This window comes from Dactylosporangium sp. NPDC051541 (genome assembly GCF_044454505.1).
In the GTDB taxonomy this organism is placed as follows: domain Bacteria; phylum Actinomycetota; class Actinomycetes; order Mycobacteriales; family Micromonosporaceae; genus Dactylosporangium.
Genome location: NZ_JBITDU010000002.1, coordinates 857,939 through 875,150, shown reverse-complemented (window position 1 = coordinate 875,150; position 17,212 = coordinate 857,939). Strand labels below are relative to the sequence as shown.

Here is a 17,212-nt window from a genome sequence, read left to right as displayed (position 1 = left end):
GCCATGGTTCACTCCATCGCCGCTCGCCACCAGCCAGATGCTTCCGACCAATCGGCGGCTGCGCGGCGAAGCTGACCTTTCCTGCTTTTCAACGTCGTGAATAGGTCGCCGGTCGCGGGGTACCACTTCGGGGCAAGGAGAAGGACAAGCTAGGGAAGGAAACCCCGTGACTTCCAACTCCCCGAACCTCGCGGCGCTGCAGGGTCAGGACGTGTATGACCCGCAGGGTGACAAGGTCGGCACCGTCGGTCAGATCTTCGCGGATCAGGCCGGCCAGCCCGCCTGGGCCAGCGTCAACACCGGCCTCCTCGGCATGCACCACACGCTGGTGCCGCTGAACGGGGCCACCACCCGCGACGACGGCCTGCAGATCGCGTTCGACAAGGCGACCGTCAAGGCGGCGCCGAACGTCGACTACTCGGCCGACGAGCCGCTGACCGGTGACCAGGTGCAGGAGCTGTACCAGCACTACCAGCTGCAGTGGGACGCGACGAGCACCGAGGACTACGAGCGCGGCTACAGCGCGGGCGCGGAGCAGACCCGCGACTCGTACGACACCAGCACGTCGCAGGGCGCCTACGAGCGCCCGGCTCCGGAGGGCGGTTTCGACCGCCCGGCTTCGGAGGGCGGCTACGAGCGTCCGGCCTCGCAGGGCGGTTACGAGCGTCCTGACCTGGGCCGGGACGAGGACGGCGTGAACTTCAGCACGGAGCAGACCCGGGTCGACCGGGCCGCGCCGAGCGAGGAAGAGCGCCACCGCCTCATCTGATCCGCGAATCGCGCAGCAGTGCGACATGCCGCTCCGGAACAGACCGGGGCGGCATGTGTACTGTCAGATCGCCGACGCGCTCAGCGACGACACGGCAAACAGGCGCAGCAGCGGCCACGACGGCCCCGTGGCCGACTCGAGCCGCCACCCCCGCCGCTCGGCGGTGTCGAGCACCCCGTCCGCATACGCCGCCAGCCGCACCACCCGCATCTGCCCATACCGGTCGGCGATCGCGTCCCGGACCTCGGCCGCGTGCTGGTCGACGGCGGCCGACAGCCACGCCGGCCCGGCCTCGCCCAGCGCCGCCCGCACCCGTTCGCCCAGCTCAACGAGGCGGGCCCGGGCCTGTGGCGCGAACGCCGGCTCGTGCGAATCCTCCATAGCCAGACAGCCTATGAACGGATCATTACGGAACCGTTGCGGCGTCGGCTTCCCGATGTGTGGGAACCGTGACGGAACGTTGATGCGTAGGAGGCCGCCGATAGGGAATCCTGGATGACCGTGCAGGATCGGACGCTCGATGATCGGTACCACCTCGACGACGTGCTCGGGGTCGGCGGCATGTCGACCGTCTGGCGCGCACACGACCGGGTCCTCGGCCGCGACGTGGCGGTCAAGCTCCTGTCCGGCCGCCTGGCCGCCGACACCGCCTCCCGGCAGCGGATCCGCATCGAGGCCCGGGCCGCGGCCGCCCTCGCGCACCCCAACGTCGCCCAGGTCTACGACTTCGGCGAGGCGGTCGAGCACGGGCAGCGCACCCCCTACGTGGTGATGGAGCTGGTCCCCGGCCCCACCCTGGCCGAGCGGGCCGCGACCCCGCTGGCGCCGCCGGAGGTCTTCCGGATCTGCGCCGAGATCGCCGCCGGCCTGGCCGCCGCCCACGCCGACGGCCTCGTCCACCGCGACGTGAAACCCGCGAACGTGATCCTGGCCCCGACCGGCGCCAAGGTCGTCGACTTCGGCATCGCGGCCGTCACCGGCACCGGCGACTTCGACGACGAACTGCTCGGCACCCCCGACTACCTGGCCCCGGAGCGCCTGACCGGCGACTCCGTCACACCGGCCTCCGATGTGTACTCCCTGGGCGTCCTGCTGTACCGCCTGCTGGCCGGCCACTTACCCTGGCCCGCGACCGGCGCGACCGACCTGCTGGAGGCCCACCTCAACACGCCACCGGCCCCGCTGCCCGAGCTCGCGGACGTCCCGCCGGACATCGCCGCCCTCGTCGCCCGCTGCCTGTCGAAGTCACCGGCCGAGCGCCCTTCCGCCGCCGACGTCGCCACCACCCTCGCCGCCGCCGCCGGCGTCCGCCCCGCCACCCCGCCCGCCGCCACCGCGCTCACCGCCACTCCAGCCATCACCACCCCGGCCCGCCGCCACCGCCGCTACGCCGTCGCCGCGCTCGCCGCCGTGGCCGCGGCGGCCGTGGCCACCCCGGTGGCCTGGTCCCTGATCCCGGACACACCCAGCCAGGAACCGGCCGCCGCCGCCCCCGCCCCGTCCACCTCGGCCAGCGCGTCGACCGCACCGAGCACCCAGGCACTGCCACCGCCGACCGCCGGCCCGATCCGGGCCACGGGGACCGCGACCGGCTCCAGCACGCCGCCGCCACCCGGCTCCCCGGCCCCCACGACTGCCTCCATCGCCGCCCCGCTGTCACCGGCCCCGACCGAGGCCGCTCCACCGCCCCAGACCCGGACCTTCACCTCTCAAGCCGGCACCGTCGAGGCCACCTGCACCGCCGCCGGCCAGGCCCACCTCGGGTCCTACGCGGCGATCGCGCCGTGGCGGGTCGACTGGGTCAACCGCGGCCCCGCCACCGCCGTCACGGCCGCCTTCGCCCACGGCAACCAGACCGTCGACATGACCGTCACGTGCCAGGGCCCGGCGCCCGTCGAGACGACCACCACCCACACGAGGTAGCCGCCGATGGAGACGACTGAGGACGGCCGCTACATCGTCGTCGACGGCCGCCGCTGGCGGGCCACCGACCCGGCCATCCCCGAGGAGGCGGCGGCGATCCTGCGCAAGGCCCTCATGGCGGCCCGCCGCGCGGTCGGGGCGGCACTGCGGGCGGGCGACGACCCGGCCCCCGCCCGGGCCCGGGTGCAGGCGGCGAAGGTGGCCCTCGGCGAGCGCGGCACCCCCTGGTGGGAGCAGACCCTGGAGCAGCGCCGCAACCGCTGGGAGCAAGGTGTGCGGGAACTGGAACCGGGCTGACCGACGATTACGCCCGTCGATCGCGGGTATGCCCATGGAAGACGGAAGGGAGACGGCGATGAAGTTCGTGGTGAAGAAGGCGAGCAACGGCCAGTTCCGGTTCAACATGGTCGCCAGCAACGGCCAGACGGTCGCGACGAGCGAGACGTACACGCGCAAGAAGTCAGCGCTGGACACCATCGCGTCGATCCAGCAGCGCGCGGGCGGCGCGACGATCGACGACCAGACAACCGACTGACCCCAGCACCCCCAGCACCCCTCGACCCGCCCGATGGCCACCACCGCCGGGCGGGTCCCGTGTCCCCGCCCCCGCGCACCGCGCCGGCACGGTACCGATCGTGGGTGCACGGCGAACCGGAGTGCGGGACCATCGCCCCGGTGACCGCCGCGGAGATCTATTGCTGGGGTTGGTCCGGAGACCGATCGAATCCGTTACCCGTCCACCGGCTGCCTGTCGCTCGGCGGACGAAGAGTGTCCGCGAGACGGCGGGTGGGCCGGCGACTGTCCACAGTTCGCGGAAGCCCTGGCGGCGCAGGTAGGCGTGCAGAGCGGGCTGCCGCGGCCAGGCGGCCATCCGCAGCAACGGGCGCCCGTTTCGGTGCGCGTTGGCGGCGGCCCAGGTCAGGAGGCGGGCGCCGATGGCTTGGCCGTGCAGGTCGGGCCGGACCGCGAGGCGGGACACGTGGGTGCCTTCGTCGTCGGTGGTCAGCGTGGCGGTGGCGGCGGCTTCTCCGGTCGTGGTGGTGAGCAGCCACAGTTCGCCGCGTTCGATCGACGTCGGGACCGTGTCGTGCCGGTCGGGCCACGTCAGCCAGTCGGGGAGGCCCTGCCACTGCAGCCAGGTGGCGGTCCGGTCGAGCAGATCGAGGACCGCGGGCACGTCGTCGGGGGCGGCCAGGCGGGGACTCAGCGGGTCCGCGACGACGGGCTGGCTCGGTTGGGCCCGGTCCAGGAACGTCAGCAGGAGCCGGGTCGCGGCCAGCCGGTCGTGCGGGTGCTCGTAGTCGGCCGCGCCCTGCGTGATGGTGTTCGCGGAGCTGTAGCGGTTGGCCTCGTCGGTGAGCTCCGACAGCACAGCGCCGCACGCTATGTACAAATCCAGGGGCAGCGGGCCGTCGTAGGGCTGGATCTGGCTGTCGTGCTCGAGGCCCGGATACGTCAGGGCCGTGAACTCGCGGTCGAGGGCGTCCGCGAGTGCGTGCACGGGCTCGCCGGACGCCGCTCGGACCGCCAGCGCGACGATGGCGTTCACGATTCGGGTGTACTGCTCAGCCAGAGCACCGTCCCGATACAGCCGACGATACTCCGTCAGGAACGCGGCCACGCACCGCAGATACGCGTCGGGTGGGAGGGTTCGCAGGCGGGCGGTCAGCTGGGCCCGGAGGTGGTCGGGTTCGAGCTGCGCCAGGTCGGCGTCGGTTCGGGTGCGCATCCGGAGTCCTTCCTGGCCGTACCCGCCGGAACTGTAGCCAGTTCGCGGAAAGGCCGTCGGGTCGGGGCGTTCGCGGGCAGGCTGGGGGCATGGCGGGCGGGGGCTATGCGTGGTTCACCGAGGACCTGGCGCTCGGGCTGAACTTCTGTCTGACGTATGTGCGCGGCGTCGGTCCTGATGCGGTTCTGGCGCGGGTCGGGGGTGGGAAGCCGGTCGCTGTCGAGTCGGCGGAGCTGGTGGGCCGGGCGCAGGATGTCGTCGCCGATCTGGAGGCCGGGGATGCCGAGCTGGCCCTGGTCGCGGCGACCGCCGTCGGTGACTGGACCGTGCTGTTCGAACCCAACGGCTATCTCGCCACTTATGACAGCGTCGTCCAGGCCCTGTCGGCCCGCGGCGAGCTCGTTTCGTTGTACCACAACGAGAGCACCACGCCGTCGTTCACCTGGGCCCGGGACGGCTCGGTGGTGGAGCGGGCCGAGCTCGACGGGGACTTCCAGGAGCGCACGTTGGCGCGCATGGAGGAGCTGAGCGGGGTCCGGCTCACCGCCGGGTTGTTGCGCGCCGCGGTGTTCCGGTGTGTGGCAGTACCATATCCGGACCCGGCATTTTCAACGCCGTCGCGGAAGACCCTCGCGGCGGCGCGGCGGGCGTTGCGGGCGTTCGCCGCCGACCCGGACCGTTCCGAACTGCTGGACGTGTTGTGGGACGAGCGTGGTGTCCGCGATCCGCGGCTGCGGGCGACCGGCCACCTCGGTGCGATGCTGTTCACCAGCGCCAGCGAGGCGTTCCGGCTGCTCGCCGGGTGCGACGACGCGCAGCTGCGAGCGGTGGTCCGGTGGGGCCGGGAGAGGGTTCGCGCCGCGGCCGCTGGGCCGATCGAGCCGCTGCCGAGCGAGCCGCTGGCCGCCGCCCTGCACGTCGTCGACCTCGTCGCGGAGGTGCTCGGCGGGCGGTACGACCTGATGACCGACGAGCTGCGCCGCGCCCTCGGCGGGCGCGAACCGGGTCAGTAGCGGAAGGCGGCGACGAGGTCGGTCAGCTGGGTGCCGGAGCGGTTCAGGGTCTCCGCCACGCGGCCGGCGTCCCGGGTGTGGGCCTGGGTCTGTGCGGCGGCCTCGGCGACCGAGGTGATGGTGTCCGCGATCGTGCCGGTGCTGGCCGCGGCCGCGCCGGCGGAGCGGCCCATTTCGTTGGTGGTGGCGGACTGCTGCTCGACGGCGCCGGCGATGGTGGTCTGGTAGTCGTTGATGGACGCGATGATCTCGCCGATCTCGTCGATCGCGGTCATCGCCGCGCCGGTGTCGGCCTGGATCGCGGCGACCTGGCGGGCGATGCTGTCGGTGGCCCGGGCGGTCTCCTGGGCCAGGTCCTTGACCTCGCCGGCGACGACCGCGAAGCCCTTGCCGGCGTCGCCGGCCCGGGCCGCCTCGATCGTCGCGTTCAACGCCAGGAGGTTCGTCTGCTCGGCGATCGCGGTGATGGTCTTGATGACGCTGCCGATCTCGGTCGAGGAGTTGCTGAGCTTGAGCACCGTGGAGCGGGCGGCGCCGGCGTTGGTGACCGCCGTCGAGGCGACGCCGGCGGCGCTGGTCGCGGAGCCGGCGATCTCGCGGATCGTCGAGCTCATCTCGTCGCCGGCGGCCGCGACCGCCTGCACGCTGGCGGAGGCCTGCCCGGCTGCCGCGGCCACCGTCTCGGCCCGCTGCGCGGCGGTCTGAGCCGACGCGGTGAGCCGGGCGCTGACCCCGGTGATCTCCTGCGCGGCGGCGGACAGCGTCCCGGCGGTGCTGGCGATGGTGGCGATGGCCTTGCCGGTCGAGGCCAGCATGTCGTTGGTGGCGGCCGCCATGCGCTGGAACTCGACCGCCCCGCCGGCCCGGACCCGGCCGGTGAGGTCGCCCTTCGCGGCCGACTCGATGACCTCGACGGTCCGGTTCAGTGGCTGCGTGATGAGGCGGCTGAGCCCGGCCGCGATGGCGATGCCGCAGACCAGGACCCCGGCGATGAGCAGCAGGAACGTCGTCTGGGCCCGGGACGCGGCCCGGTCGCTGGCGGCGGCCGCGCCGGCCACGTCGGCCTTGGCCAGGGCCACCGCGTCGGCGAACGACTGCTCATACACCTTGCGCAGGTCGCGGTTGGCGCCGTTGGAGGCCGCGACGGCGGCCGCGCGGTCGCTGCCGAACAGCACGAACTCCTGGTCGAGGGCGGTGTTGAACCGGTCGAGGCCACCGGCGATCGCGTCGATGGCGGTGTGCTCGGCGGCGGTGGAGGCGTTGCGGCGGGCCGTGTCCAGCCCGGCCTGTTCGGCGGTGCGGCGGCCCTTGGCCTCGGTGGAGAACTTCGGGTCGCCGCTGAGCAGGAACCCGCGCTCGTCGTTGGCGGCCGACTTGGCCGCCAGGGCCGCGTCGCTCAACCTGGTCAGGTAGGGCACGGCCCGGTCGGAGGTGCGCTGCTGCGTCTCGTGCAGGGAGCGCACCGACAGCTCCGCGTAGGCCGTCACCGCCAGCGCGATGAGCACCAGGATGCCGAACGCGACGGCCAGGTGCAGGCGCACGGACGTCCGCGCCACCACCGACCGGATTCCCGCTTGGTTGGTCACATGCAACGGTTCGACCGCCGTCGCAGCCACTCGAGAGAATCAGGGCCCTTCCACGCGGGCGATGAGCTGTTTGAGGTGGGCGATCTCGGCGGCCAGGGCCGTTTCGCCGGCCGGGGTCAGGGTGATCCAGGTGCGGCCGCGCCGGCCCTCGTAGCCCTTCTCGACCGCGACCAGGCCCGCGGTCTCCAGGACGGTCACGTGCTGGGAGAGGTTGCCGGCGGTGAGCCCGAGCTGGGTGCGCAGGAACGTGAACTCCACGCGGCGGGCCTCGTGGGCGATGGTGAGGATGCCGAGGCGGGCCCGCTGGTGCACCACATCGTCCAGGCCGGTGACGGGGTGCCGGTCCGCGCTCATCCGCGGTGCCGCCACCGGTGCTCCACGAAGAAGCCGGCGCTGCCCAGCAGCAGGACGCCGCCGTTGATGGTGAGCTGCGGGGCGAAGCCGAGGTCGCCGCCCCAGCCCTCGCCCCAGCCGAAGTTGATCGGGGTCAGGGCGACCGCCAGGTAGGCGAGGGCGAACACGAGCAGGGCCGGGCGGCGCTCCAGCCCGGCCAGCACCAGCAGGGCCAGGCCGATGACGCCGACCGGGTCGACCAGGCGGAGCAGGAACTGGGCGGTGGCCGACGGGTCGGCCGGGTACGGCAGCGGCTCGAGGACACCGAGGAGTTCCGTGACGACGGCGGACAGGGCGACCAGAGCGACGCCCGTGTACACGTACGGCCGGATCCGGCTCCCGAGTCCCCGGTCGCGGGCGACGCGCAGGTGGCCGGCCGCGGTCGCGATGTAGGCCAGGGTCAGGCCGGTCCACCAGTAGATGGAGGGCATCTCGTAGAAGGTCCGGCAGACCTGGCCGCCCTGGGCCGGGAGGCAGTCGCTGAGGACGGGGCGGCTGAGGAGGTACACCGGAATCGCACCGAATGTCACGAGTGCCGCCGCGAGCAGGGGCAGCCAGGTGACCCGCTGCGCGACCCGGACCCGGTGGGCCAGGCCGCGCACGTCGGCGAGCAGCCGGTGGGCGTCCGCGGCCGGAACCGCATCGGAAGTCATGCCAACAGGTTTGCATTCCAAACCGATTGGCGCAAGTGTCAACGTCCCGGCGACAGGGTGGCCAGGACGATGTACTGGGCCGCGGCCACGGTGGCCAGGAACGCCGCCGGGTCACGGCCGATGCGTTCGGCGCCCGCGCGCATCGCCCCGGACAGCAGCTCCACCGTCAGGGTCACGTCGGCGACCGCGCGGAACTCACCCCGCGCGATGCCGTCCCGCACCACCGCCTCGACCTCGGCGACGATCGCGTTGAACGGGTTGCCCGGCCCCTTCGGCACCGCGTCGACCAGCGGCCCGGAGCCGGGCCGGAACATCGGCTGCATCGCCGGGTCGGTCGAGACCTCCAGGACCGCCGCCACGATCGCCACCATCCGCTCGCCGGCCGGGTCCGCGGACCGCCCGGCGATCGCGGCCACCCGCTCCAGCATCGGCTCGCTGGCCCGCTCGACCAGCGCCCGCACGAGCGCGTGCTTGTCGCGGCCGTAGTTGTACAGCGTGTTGCGGGCGAGGCCGGCCCGGGCCGCGATGTGGCCCATGGTGATAGCGTCGTAGTCGCGCTCGAGGAGCAGTTGCCGCAGCGCCTCGGCGAGGTCGGCCCAGACCTGCTCGTGATGCTCCTCGATGCTCGCGGCACGGATGCGGGGCATCGCTCAGGCGGCCAGGGCGACGCTCGACAGGTGCGGGTTCTCCTGATAGGCCGAGGTGAGCTGCACCCGGCTGAGCCGCCAGCCGTCGGCCGTGCGGACCGCCTCGTTGTCGTAGAACCCGACGACCAGCCAACGATTGGGCCCACCGGCCGCGACCTCGTCCGGGACCCAGTGCTCGGCCCGCACGTGCGCGTGGATCGTCGCCCGGTCGCCGTCGAGCTCGACGACGTGCCCGGTGACGACATGGTGGGTGGCGACGTAGTGCGCGAACGAGGCCCGCAGCACCTCGACGTACCCGTCCAGCGGCGTCGTCATCGGCGGGATGTCGGCGACCGACCCGAAGTCGAGCGTCAACGGATCCGTGAACACCCGCCCGGGCAGCTCGTCGAACCGCTTCCGATCCGCGATGTCGGCGTAATGCCCAAGCAGCTCAATCAACTCAGCCCGATCAGCAACAACATCCATAGCGCACCCCTTCGTTTACGACTACCTGTCGCAAACGATACGACGGTCCGTCGCAAACAACAAGAACCCCGCCGTCCCGCCGGCCCCGACGCGCCGCCGTGACGCACAGCGGCGCCGCAGCGGTGGACTGGCCGGTGGTCGGGTGGTCCGAGTGGTCGTTGCGCGAAGGTGCCGAAAGTCGACGTGGCCGTGGTGTGGGCTCAGCGTGCGGTGTTCAGGTCGGTGGCCAGCGACGCGACGGTGTCCCACCTGATCGCCGCCCTCGCGGCTGACGTCGATGTGGCGTTGCCGGCGATCCGGGCCGCGCATGCCGGCATGCGCGGCATCGCCCGCCGTGAGCGGCCGCACGCGGCGCCCAGCTGCACCCGCATCCGCGCCCGCGCCGAAGACCACATCCGCCCGGAAAACGCCGGCCCGGACGAAGCGGCGACAGCAACGCCGGCCCCCCGCGCCGCCCACCGTCGAACGCCACCCGAACCAGCACCGAACGACGAACAGCACTGACCCGCAGGATCAAGATCAGTCGGGGATCTGGATCGACAGGCAGAACGGGTGGCCGGCGGGGTCCAGGAAGATTCGGTAGCGGTCGGGCGCGGGCTGGTCCGGCAGGAGCTCGGCCCCGAGGCGGACCGCTTCCGCTTCGGCCGTGTCGAGGTCGTCGACCGACAGGTCCACGTGTACTTGCTTCGGCACGGCGGGGTCGGCCCACGTGGGGGGTCGGTGGTCGGGGACCCGCATCGCCGCGATCCACAAGCGATCTGCCCGCACCGCGACGAACTCGTCGGTGGTGATGGTCAGCTCGCCGCCGGTCAACACGGCCCAGAATCGGGCCAGTTCCTGGGGGTCCTGGCAGTCGAAGACGATCGAAGCCAGGCGGGCGACAGCCATCCCGTCACCGTACCTCGGGGTCGTGCGGGTACAGCCTGCACCACCACGGCCGGGCAGTGCGCTGGATCGATCGGGGGCGATCGCGGTCATAGCGTCGAGGGCATGACGAAGAAGCTGAAGCGAGTGACGCTCACCGCCGGTGCCGCTGTCGTGACGGCGGCCGCGGTCCTGTCCGCGCCGACCGCGTTCGCCGACGCGCGGCTGCAGCCCCTCGACCGGCTCGTCGCCGAGGACGGGTTCCCTGGTGCGCTGGCGTCGGTCCGGGGTACTGACGGCAAGGTCCGCGACTACACGGCGGGAGCCGGGGACATCCGGACCCATCGACCGGTGCCGAAGAACGGGCAGGTGCGGATCGGCAGCAACACCAAGACGTTCACCGCTGTCGTCCTGTTGCAGCTGGCGGGGGAGGGGAAGGTCGACCTGCACGAGACGGTCGAGCACTACCTGCCGGGGATCGTGCGGGGCAACGGTAACGACGGGTCGAAGATCACCGTGCACCAGCTGTTGCAGCAGACCAGCGGGCTGCCCGACTACGACGACGTGTTCTTCACCAAGCCGGAGGATCTGGCCGGGCTGGCGCACACGTACTTCGACCCGCGCCGGCTCGTCGACGCCGCCATGACCAAGCCGCCGTCGTTCGCGCCCGGGAGCAGGTGGGAGTACAGCAACACGAACTATGTCCTGGCCGGGCTCATCGCCGAGCGGGTCACGTCGCGGCCCATCGGTGAGGAGATCACCAAGCGGATCATCGAGCCGCTGCGCCTGCGTGACACCTACTGGCCCGGGGTGGGGGAGCAGCGTATTCGCGGTACCCACGCGCAGGGGTATGTCGCGGTTGCACCGGGCGCCCCCTGGGTCGATGTCACCGAGATGGACCCGTCCCTGGGCTGGTCGGCCGGGCAGCTCGTCTCCACGCCGTCGGACCTGCGGGCGTTCTTCGAGGCCCTGATCGGCGGGCGGCTGCTCAAGCCCGCGCAGCAGCAGGCGATGCTGGCCACCGTGCCGGCGCCCGGGTTCGAGCCGACGGACGGCTGGGAGTACGGCCTCGGTGTCGCCCGGCACGCGCTGACCTGCGGCGGCTACGCGTGGGGGCACGGCGGCGACATTCAGGGGTTCGAGACCCGCAACCTGGTGACCACCGACGGGCGCAGCGCCGTGGTCGCGGTGACCGCGCTGCCGACCTCCGAGCGGATGGTCAACGACGTGGTGCAGGCGGTCGACGCCGCGCTCTGTGCGTGAAAGTTTCGAGACGCGCGCTCCTCTTCTTTCGGATTGCCGCCGCCACCTTGCCGAAAAGGTTTTCGGTCCACAGAGTGGCGACGTACATCGATGAAAGGAGAGGAGCGTTGCGTCGTCAACAGTTCCGCAGTCTCGTGGCGATCGGCGCCACCGTCGGCCTGGCCCTGACCGGAGCGGCGGTCGCCTCCGCCACGGCGAACGCCGCCACCGCCGGCTGCCGCGTGGCCTACACGATCAGCTCGACGTGGCAGGGCGGGTTCGGCGCGAACGTGGCCGTCACCAACCTCGGTGACCCGATCACCGGCTGGACGCTGACCTGGAGCTACGCCAACGGTCAGACGGTCACCCAGGCCTGGAACGCCACCGTCACCCAGAGCGGGGCCGCGGTGTCGGCCACGAACGTGTCGTACAACGGCGCCCTGGCCACCAACGGCAGCGCGTCGTTCGGCTTCAACGGCTCGTGGACCGGCACCAACTCGATCCCGACCGCGTTCAAGCTCAACAACGTCGCCTGCACCGGCGGCACCACCACGCCCACCACCGGCACGTCACCGACCCGGTCGACGTCGCCGAGCCCGACCCGGTCGACGTCGCCGACCCCGACGACCTCACCGACCGGCGGCACCGGCCCCGCGCTCAAGACCGTGCGGGTGTTCTGGCTCAAGCCGACCGACGTGGCGTTCGACCAGCGCTACCCGGACGGCATCACGGGCGTGATGCGGGAAGCTCAGCGGTACTACAAGCAGGAGCTCGGCAAGACCTTCGCGCTCAACAACACCGTCGTGGAAGTGGTCAACGGCGAGCACGACAAGAACTGGTACATCACCACGAACTGCACCGGCAGCGACCACTACTGGTGCGTGGTCTTCAACATGGAGGCCGAGCTGCAGCGCCGCTTCGGCATCGCCGGGCAGGACAGCCGCTGGCTGTGCGTCGGCGAGATCAGCGCCGAGGAGGTGGGCAAGTCCGGCGGCGGTGGTGGCCCGGGCTGGGTCATCCTCAGCGGCCACGACGCCGACGGCGCCGCGGGCCTCGGCGGCGCGATGAACCGCTGGTACGGCGGCATGGTCCACGAGCTCGGCCACGGCTTCGGCCTGCCGGACTCCACGTCCACCGACGGCACCCCCATGTCCGCCTCGTTCTACAGCTACCCGAACACGCACTTCAGCCAGGCGCAGAAGAACGCCATCTTCGCCGGGCCGTACGGCAGCTTCCTGAGCTGACGCCCGTCCGCTCGCGTCCGCCCGCACCGGGCGGGCGCGGGCGCCGCCGTGCAGCCCAGGTTCAGGTCGAGTTTCTGTTATATGACAATCGTCGATGGCATCTACAGGGACGTGGTTATCAAACGAACGGCGCTGGCGACCGTCATCGCCACGCTCCTGCTCGTGCTGCCGGCCCGGGTCACCTTCAGCAATGGTCGTTCGTCGCCAAATCCGGGGCGTACCAGCTCAAGCACGGCTCCTCCGGCTGGTGCGTCAAATCCGGTGGCACGACGACGCTCGACGCCTGCACCGGCGACGCGAACCGGCTGTGGACGTTCACGAAGGTCGGCGGCGGCACCCCGGTGACGGCCGTGCACGTCTACGTGGCCGGCGACTCCACCGCCTCGATCTACACGACGAAGGAGTCGCCGCGGGCCGGCTGGGGCCAGGCGCTCCCGGTCTTCGCCACCGGCAACACGACCGTCGTCGACGCGGCGTGGTCGGGGGCGAGCTCGAAGAGCTTCATCGACGGGGGTCGCCTCACCTGGATCCTGGCCCGCATCCAGGCCGGCGACTACCTGCTCATCTCGTTCGGCCACAACGACGAGAAGACCGACGACCCGGCCCGCGGCACCGACCCGCAGACGACGTTCAAGTCATACCTGTCGCGGTACATCGACAAGTCCCGGGCCAAGGGCGCCAAGCCGGTCCTCGTCACCCCCGTCGAGCGCCGCCGCTTCGACAGCGCCGGCGCCGCACAGCCGTCGCACGGCGCCTACCCGCAGGCGATGCGCGAACTGGCCGCGGCGAAGGGCGTGCCCCTGGTCGACCTGACCGCGTCGAGCCTGGCGCTGTGGAACCAGCAGGGCGTCGAGGGCACGAAGCGGTACTTCATGATCCTCGCCGCCGGTCAGTATCCGAACTACCCGTCCGGCATCGAGGACAACACGCACTTCCAGGCCTACGGCGCGATCGAGGTCGCCCGCCTGGTCGCCACGTCCCTCAACGGCCAGGGCATCCTGGCCGCGGGCTACTGGCAGAAGCTCACGACGTCCATCCCGACGAGCGCGGTCGTCTGGCCGTCGACCGCACCCACCTACTGACGCCTCCTCGGAAAGTGGTGCCCCGGCGTGGGAGCCGCCGGGGCACCTCCGTGTGCGTCAGGCGTCGGACTCGAGGGCGAACGTGTTGCCGTCCGGGTCCTGGATCCAGGCGATCCGCCCGCCGCCGGCCCGCTCGGTGATGCCCCGTTCGTCGAACACGAGGCCCTCGTAGCGCACGCACGCGACCCCGGCCGCGGCGAGCTCGTCCACGACCCGGTCGAGGTCGTCGACGTACCAGGTCGCCAGCGTCGAGCTGGTCTGCCCGGCGGTGGCCGACTGGTACACGTTCAGCGCCGGCCCGCCCCCGGAGCCGTAGACCCGGCCGCCGTCGGCGATACGCGCGCTCGGCCCGGACCGCAGCACCGGCAGGCCCAGCTTGCCCTCGTAGAACTCGACCGCCCGGTGGATGTCCGACACGGCGATCGAGCTGCGCAGTTCGTACTGGCTCAACGACATGCAGCCACCCTCTCACTCGAGCGATCGCGCGTTCGCCCGGGTCTCGTCGTCGGCCGGGAAGAAGCATTCGATCCGCAGCTCCTGCAGGGTGATGTCCTGCGCGGTGCCCAGGGTCGTCACCGTGGAGAAGTAGTGGAATCGGCGATCGTCGCGGCAGTACCGAATCGGGATCATCGGCAGTGTCGGGACGGTGACGTCGAGCGTTCTGAGTCCGTCGGGCACGCCCGGGTAGCCCAGGATCTCCTCCAGGACGGCCCGGGCGCGCTCGTCGGTGGCCCCGCCGACGGCCTCCCGGCGCACCCGGCGGACGAGGGCCACGGCAACGTCGGGCCAGTTCGTCACGTAGCGGCGCACGCCGTCGGGGTGGAACAGGCGGCGCAGCACGTTCGGCGGGCCGGGCACCTCGGTGGGGTGTCCGGCCCGCAGGAACGCGAAGAACCGCGCGGCCGCCGCGTTGCCGCGCCGGATGTTCCAGTCCCGGTCGATCACCAGCGCCGGGTAGGGCTCCTGCTGCGCCAGGATCGCGTCGAGCGCCGCCCGCACCGCCCCCAGCTCGGGCCCGTCGAGCGCCGACTCGCGGTATACCGGCGCGAACCCGGCCGCGAGCAGGAGACTGTTGCGCTCCCGCAGCGGCACGTCGAGCACCTCGGCCAGCTTCAGCACCATCGCCCGCGACGGACTCGACCGGCCCGTCTCGATGAACGACAGGTGCCGCAGCGACACCGTGGACGCCGCCGACAGCCCGAGCTGGCTCAGCCCGCGCGCGGCCCGCCACCGCCGGATCAGGACCCCGACCTCAGACGGCCCAGGTGTACTCACTGAACTGCTCCTGCACCGCGACCTCCGCGACCGACGCCGTGTAGTTCGTCATCGTCGAGATTGCCACGGCCAGGACCACGTCGAGCACCAGCCCCCCGTCCAGCCCCGCCGTGTCCTGCGCGTCCACCCGCCCCCGCTTGCCGATCAGGGCCCGGGCCAGGCCCGACAACGCCGCCAGCCGCGGATCGGCGGGCATTTTTCCAGCCCTTATCGCGTGTACCTCCTCAGCCGCCACCCCGTCGTGGAGCGCCTCGAGCGTATGGAACGCCACCGCCCAGCCGCACTCGTTGGCGACCGCGTTGGTCAGCAGCAGCACCTGCCGCTCACCGGCCGTCAACGAGTCCGCCGCCCGCAACTGCCCGAAGGCCGCGAGAAACGTCTTGAGCAGCGCCCCCGAGTTGGCCATGGCCCCGGCCGCGCTCGGCACGAACCCGAACGCCCGCTCCAGCGCCGCCAGCTCGGGCACGGTCTCAACAGTGTGGATCGGATACGTCGTCATGCCCTCGACGGTGCCCCTCGCCGGGAGCCGGAACAATTCCCTCCGAGGTAATACCTCAGCGGGCGAGGACGGCCTCAGCGGTGTACGTGGCTCCGTCCGGGCGGTAGGTGACCTCGAGCTGGTTGCCCGCCTGCAGCCGCATCGTCATCGTGCCGGTCGGGGTGCAGCGGCCCGAGGTGATCGCCTCCTGCGCGCGGATCACCCCGCCGTCCTGCGACTGGACGGTCACCGTGCCCAGGCACGGGATGTCCGGGTAGCGGACCTGGGCGACGCCGGAGCCGCTGGTGATGAACAGCGCGGTCGTGTAGGTCTTGCCGTTGTCCTGGCGGTATTCGCCGGTCCAGGTGCCGGCCCAGCTCGCCGGGAAGGCGGCCTGGGCGGCGGGCGGACCCGCCGAGGTGCGGACGTCGGTCGCCGGGGGGCCGCTGCCGGCCACGGGGGAGCTCGCCGGATCGGCCGGCCCGGCGGACTCCCACGGCCGGGTCACGGCCAGCACCGCACCGGCGACGAGGACGACGACGGCGGCTACGCACGCGGTGATCGCTCCGGTCGGGAGCCTCCGGGCGGCGGGAGTGGGTGCCGGTGCCGTCCGAACCGGCATCGCGCTCGGCGCCGCGGGCTGGACGGGCATCGGCACGGCGGGCACAGCGACCACGGCACCGGACGTCGGATAGGGGTCCGGGGCGGGCGGCGCGACCGGCCGGTTGTGCAGCGCGCCCTCGGCGACCACCAGCTCCGGCTGGTCGATCACCGTCGGCGCGATCCGCAGCGTGCGGTGCAGCAGCGTCGCCGCCAGGGGGATCCGGGACGAGCCGCCGACCAGGAACACGCCGGCGATGCGTTCGGGCGGCACCGCGCCGTCCTGCAGCACCGTCAGCGTCAGCGCCGAGGTGCGGTCGAGCTGCGGGCGGGCGGCCTTCTCGAACTCCTCGCGGGTCATCCGGACCTGATGATCGACCAGGGGCACGTGCAGGTCGCCGCTCGGGTGTCGGGACAGCTGCTCCTTCACCGCCTGCGCACCCTGCCACAGGTTCTGGCGGGCCTGCTGATCGGCCGCGGTCTGGGGCCAGTCCAGCCGGCGCCAGGCCTCGGTCGCGGTGGCGGTCCGGGTGCGGGCGTGCTCGACGACGGCGGCGTCCAGGTCGAGGCCGCCGACGTCGGTCAGGCCGGCCGCGGCCACCACGTCGAAGCCGTAGGGCGCCGGGCGCACGATGCTCACGTCGAACGTGCCGGCGCCCAGGTCGTAGACGACGATGCAGTGCTCCGGCGGGATCCGCTGACCGAGTGCCGCGGCGAAGTAGGCGGCCGCGGCGACCGGCTCCGGCATGAACCGCACCGGGCCGAGCCCGGCCGCCTCGGCGGCCGCCGTGAGCACCTGCAGCCGGGGGCGCGCCCACGCCGCCGGGTGGGTGAGCACGACGTCGGTGACGGGCTCGCCGGCGACCCGGGTCGCTTCGGCGTTGACGCGGTGCAGGACGGCGGCGATGAGGTGCTCGGTCGGGAACTCCCGCTCGCCGAGCCACACCGTCCGGTCGTCGATCCGCCGCTTCGGGTTGCCCTCGAATCCGGCCGGTGCCCCGACCGCCGCCCGGATGGCGTCGCCGCCGACCAGCAGCCCGGTGCCGGGCCCGGCGAAGACCGCCGAGGGCAGCAGCGGCGAGCCGTCGAACAGCAGCGGCCGCACCCGCCCGTCGGGTCCGGCGAGCGCCGCCGTCGTGTTCGACGTGCCGAAGTCGACCCCCAGCCGGTACCCGCTGCCGCTCACCCTCTGACCATACGGACGGTCACGGGCCGCGGACATGCGCTGGCCGGCCGGTCCCGGGAGCC

Annotated in this window: 20 protein-coding genes and 1 pseudogene; 9 read left to right on the top strand and 12 right to left on the bottom strand. The window is 72.4% G+C overall.

Translation table 11 applies throughout. The features are described 5' to 3' along the window. The first annotated feature begins 166 nt into the window (after positions 1 to 166). Positions 167 to 769, top strand: coding sequence for a PRC-barrel domain-containing protein (locus ACIA8L_RS12075; protein ID WP_395903338.1), 603 nt, complete (start codon positions 167 to 169; stop codon positions 767 to 769). Positions 770 to 832: 63 nt separating this feature from the next. Here the strand turns inward: ACIA8L_RS12075 and ACIA8L_RS12070 are convergent, their stop codons facing one another. Then, positions 833 to 1,150 (bottom strand): DUF6401 family natural product biosynthesis protein, encoded by a 318-nt coding sequence (locus ACIA8L_RS12070; RefSeq protein ID WP_395903334.1) that lies wholly within the window; start codon positions 1,148 to 1,150, stop codon positions 833 to 835. Between the two features lie 114 nt (positions 1,151 to 1,264). Between ACIA8L_RS12070 and ACIA8L_RS12065 the strand changes: the two genes are divergently transcribed. The 3 genes from ACIA8L_RS12065 to ACIA8L_RS12055 are packed head-to-tail and all read left to right on the top strand — an operon-like array spanning position 1,265 to position 3,227. Beyond that, complete coding sequence (locus ACIA8L_RS12065) at positions 1,265 to 2,692, top strand: serine/threonine-protein kinase (protein ID WP_395903331.1); 1,428 nt, start codon at positions 1,265 to 1,267, stop codon at positions 2,690 to 2,692. 6 nt (positions 2,693 to 2,698) lie between these two features. Continuing rightward, positions 2,699 to 2,989, top strand: a complete 291-nt coding sequence (locus ACIA8L_RS12060; RefSeq protein ID WP_395903328.1) for a hypothetical protein — start codon at positions 2,699 to 2,701, stop codon at positions 2,987 to 2,989. 58 nt (positions 2,990 to 3,047) lie between these two features. Next, positions 3,048 to 3,227, top strand: a complete 180-nt coding sequence (locus tag ACIA8L_RS12055; RefSeq protein WP_395903325.1) for a YegP family protein — start codon at positions 3,048 to 3,050, stop codon at positions 3,225 to 3,227. A gap of 157 nt (positions 3,228 to 3,384) precedes the next feature. Here ACIA8L_RS12055 and ACIA8L_RS12050 read toward each other — a convergent pair whose 3' ends face one another. Next, a complete protein-coding gene (locus ACIA8L_RS12050) occupies positions 3,385 to 4,422 on the bottom strand; it encodes a GNAT family N-acetyltransferase (protein ID WP_395903322.1) in 1,038 nt (345 codons plus the stop codon). A gap of 89 nt (positions 4,423 to 4,511) precedes the next feature. Between ACIA8L_RS12050 and ACIA8L_RS12045 the strand changes: the two genes are divergently transcribed. Further along, positions 4,512 to 5,435, top strand: a complete 924-nt coding sequence (locus ACIA8L_RS12045; RefSeq protein WP_395903319.1) for a DUF6461 domain-containing protein — start codon at positions 4,512 to 4,514, stop codon at positions 5,433 to 5,435. Here ACIA8L_RS12045 and ACIA8L_RS12040 read toward each other — a convergent pair. From ACIA8L_RS12040 to ACIA8L_RS12020, 5 genes are all read right to left on the bottom strand, one after another. Next, positions 5,429 to 6,994 carry a methyl-accepting chemotaxis protein gene (locus ACIA8L_RS12040; protein WP_395903317.1) on the bottom strand — a complete coding sequence of 522 codons (1,566 nt, stop codon included), beginning with the start codon at positions 6,992 to 6,994 and terminating at the stop codon, positions 5,429 to 5,431. The genes ACIA8L_RS12045 and ACIA8L_RS12040 overlap by 7 nt on opposite strands. Positions 6,995 to 7,060: 66 nt before the next feature. After that, positions 7,061 to 7,375 carry a transcriptional regulator gene (locus ACIA8L_RS12035; RefSeq protein WP_395904190.1) on the bottom strand — a complete coding sequence of 105 codons (315 nt, stop codon included), beginning with the start codon at positions 7,373 to 7,375 and terminating at the stop codon, positions 7,061 to 7,063. Beyond that, the gene (locus ACIA8L_RS12030; protein WP_395903314.1) at positions 7,372 to 8,067 is read right to left on the bottom strand and encodes a hypothetical protein; all 696 of its coding nucleotides are present in this window, start codon (positions 8,065 to 8,067) and stop codon (positions 7,372 to 7,374) included. Before ACIA8L_RS12030 ends, ACIA8L_RS12035 begins: the two co-directional genes overlap by 4 nt. Before the next feature lie 38 nt (positions 8,068 to 8,105). Then, positions 8,106 to 8,714, bottom strand: coding sequence for a TetR/AcrR family transcriptional regulator (locus ACIA8L_RS12025; protein WP_395903312.1), 609 nt, complete (start codon positions 8,712 to 8,714; stop codon positions 8,106 to 8,108). A gap of 3 nt (positions 8,715 to 8,717) precedes the next feature. Continuing rightward, positions 8,718 to 9,179 (bottom strand): nuclear transport factor 2 family protein, encoded by a 462-nt coding sequence (locus ACIA8L_RS12020; RefSeq protein ID WP_395903310.1) that lies wholly within the window; start codon positions 9,177 to 9,179, stop codon positions 8,718 to 8,720. Between the two features lie 153 nt (positions 9,180 to 9,332). Between ACIA8L_RS12020 and ACIA8L_RS12015 the strand changes: the two are divergent. Continuing rightward, a pseudogene (locus ACIA8L_RS12015) lies at positions 9,333 to 9,524 on the top strand (hypothetical protein); the annotation flags it as partial. Positions 9,525 to 9,698: 174 nt separating this feature from the next. Here ACIA8L_RS12015 and ACIA8L_RS12010 read toward each other — a convergent pair. Next, positions 9,699 to 10,067, bottom strand: a complete 369-nt coding sequence (locus ACIA8L_RS12010) for a VOC family protein (protein WP_395903307.1) — start codon at positions 10,065 to 10,067, stop codon at positions 9,699 to 9,701. Between the two features lie 102 nt (positions 10,068 to 10,169). Between ACIA8L_RS12010 and ACIA8L_RS12005 the strand changes: the two genes are divergently transcribed. From ACIA8L_RS12005 to ACIA8L_RS11995, 3 genes are all read left to right on the top strand, one after another. Further along, on the top strand, positions 10,170 to 11,306 hold the full coding sequence (locus tag ACIA8L_RS12005; protein WP_395903304.1) for a serine hydrolase domain-containing protein: 1,137 nt from the start codon (positions 10,170 to 10,172) through the stop codon (positions 11,304 to 11,306). A gap of 107 nt (positions 11,307 to 11,413) precedes the next feature. Beyond that, positions 11,414 to 12,529 carry a cellulose-binding domain-containing protein gene (locus tag ACIA8L_RS12000; protein ID WP_395903301.1) on the top strand — a complete coding sequence of 372 codons (1,116 nt, stop codon included), beginning with the start codon at positions 11,414 to 11,416 and terminating at the stop codon, positions 12,527 to 12,529. A 350-nt stretch (positions 12,530 to 12,879) separates the two neighbouring features. Beyond that, positions 12,880 to 13,611, top strand: coding sequence for a rhamnogalacturonan acetylesterase (locus ACIA8L_RS11995; protein WP_395903298.1), 732 nt, complete (start codon positions 12,880 to 12,882; stop codon positions 13,609 to 13,611). A 57-nt stretch (positions 13,612 to 13,668) separates the two neighbouring features. On the opposite strand, the gene ACIA8L_RS11990 is transcribed toward ACIA8L_RS11995, so the two are convergent. From ACIA8L_RS11990 to ACIA8L_RS11975, 4 genes are read right to left on the bottom strand one after another with little or no spacing between them, the layout of a single operon-like run. Then, a complete protein-coding gene (locus tag ACIA8L_RS11990; protein WP_395903296.1) occupies positions 13,669 to 14,067 on the bottom strand; it encodes a VOC family protein in 399 nt (132 codons plus the stop codon). Between the two features lie 12 nt (positions 14,068 to 14,079). After that, on the bottom strand, positions 14,080 to 14,886 hold the full coding sequence (locus ACIA8L_RS11985; RefSeq protein WP_395903293.1) for a helix-turn-helix domain-containing protein: 807 nt from the start codon (positions 14,884 to 14,886) through the stop codon (positions 14,080 to 14,082). Next, positions 14,864 to 15,385 carry a carboxymuconolactone decarboxylase family protein gene (locus tag ACIA8L_RS11980; RefSeq protein ID WP_395903291.1) on the bottom strand — a complete coding sequence of 174 codons (522 nt, stop codon included), beginning with the start codon at positions 15,383 to 15,385 and terminating at the stop codon, positions 14,864 to 14,866. The genes ACIA8L_RS11985 and ACIA8L_RS11980 overlap by 23 nt, the downstream gene beginning before the upstream one ends. A 55-nt stretch (positions 15,386 to 15,440) precedes the next feature. Next, complete coding sequence (locus tag ACIA8L_RS11975; RefSeq protein ID WP_395903289.1) at positions 15,441 to 17,150, bottom strand: Hsp70 family protein; 1,710 nt, start codon at positions 17,148 to 17,150, stop codon at positions 15,441 to 15,443. Between the last annotated feature and the right edge of the window lie 62 nt (positions 17,151 to 17,212).

Bases quoted from the DNA above. Each gene is read 5' to 3' on its own strand.
- ACIA8L_RS12070 (WP_395903334.1), bottom strand. From the start codon at position 1,150: ATGGAGGATTCGCACGAGCCGGCGTTCGCGCCACAGGCCCGGGCCCGC.
- ACIA8L_RS12065 (WP_395903331.1), top strand. From the start codon at position 1,265: ATGACCGTGCAGGATCGGACGCTCGATGATCGGTACCACCTCGACGAC.
- ACIA8L_RS12060 (WP_395903328.1), top strand. From the start codon at position 2,699: ATGGAGACGACTGAGGACGGCCGCTACATCGTCGTCGACGGCCGCCGC.
- ACIA8L_RS12055 (WP_395903325.1), top strand. From the start codon at position 3,048: ATGAAGTTCGTGGTGAAGAAGGCGAGCAACGGCCAGTTCCGGTTCAAC.
- ACIA8L_RS12050 (WP_395903322.1), bottom strand. From the start codon at position 4,422: ATGCGCACCCGAACCGACGCCGACCTGGCGCAGCTCGAACCCGACCAC.
- ACIA8L_RS12045 (WP_395903319.1), top strand. From the start codon at position 4,512: ATGGCGGGCGGGGGCTATGCGTGGTTCACCGAGGACCTGGCGCTCGGG.
- ACIA8L_RS12035 (WP_395904190.1), bottom strand. From the start codon at position 7,375: ATGAGCGCGGACCGGCACCCCGTCACCGGCCTGGACGATGTGGTGCAC.
- ACIA8L_RS12030 (WP_395903314.1), bottom strand. From the start codon at position 8,067: ATGACTTCCGATGCGGTTCCGGCCGCGGACGCCCACCGGCTGCTCGCC.
- ACIA8L_RS12025 (WP_395903312.1), bottom strand. From the start codon at position 8,714: ATGCCCCGCATCCGTGCCGCGAGCATCGAGGAGCATCACGAGCAGGTC.
- ACIA8L_RS12020 (WP_395903310.1), bottom strand. From the start codon at position 9,179: ATGGATGTTGTTGCTGATCGGGCTGAGTTGATTGAGCTGCTTGGGCAT.
- ACIA8L_RS12010 (WP_395903307.1), bottom strand. From the start codon at position 10,067: ATGGCTGTCGCCCGCCTGGCTTCGATCGTCTTCGACTGCCAGGACCCC.
- ACIA8L_RS12005 (WP_395903304.1), top strand. From the start codon at position 10,170: ATGACGAAGAAGCTGAAGCGAGTGACGCTCACCGCCGGTGCCGCTGTC.
- ACIA8L_RS11990 (WP_395903296.1), bottom strand. From the start codon at position 14,067: ATGTCGTTGAGCCAGTACGAACTGCGCAGCTCGATCGCCGTGTCGGAC.
- ACIA8L_RS11980 (WP_395903291.1), bottom strand. From the start codon at position 15,385: ATGACGACGTATCCGATCCACACTGTTGAGACCGTGCCCGAGCTGGCG.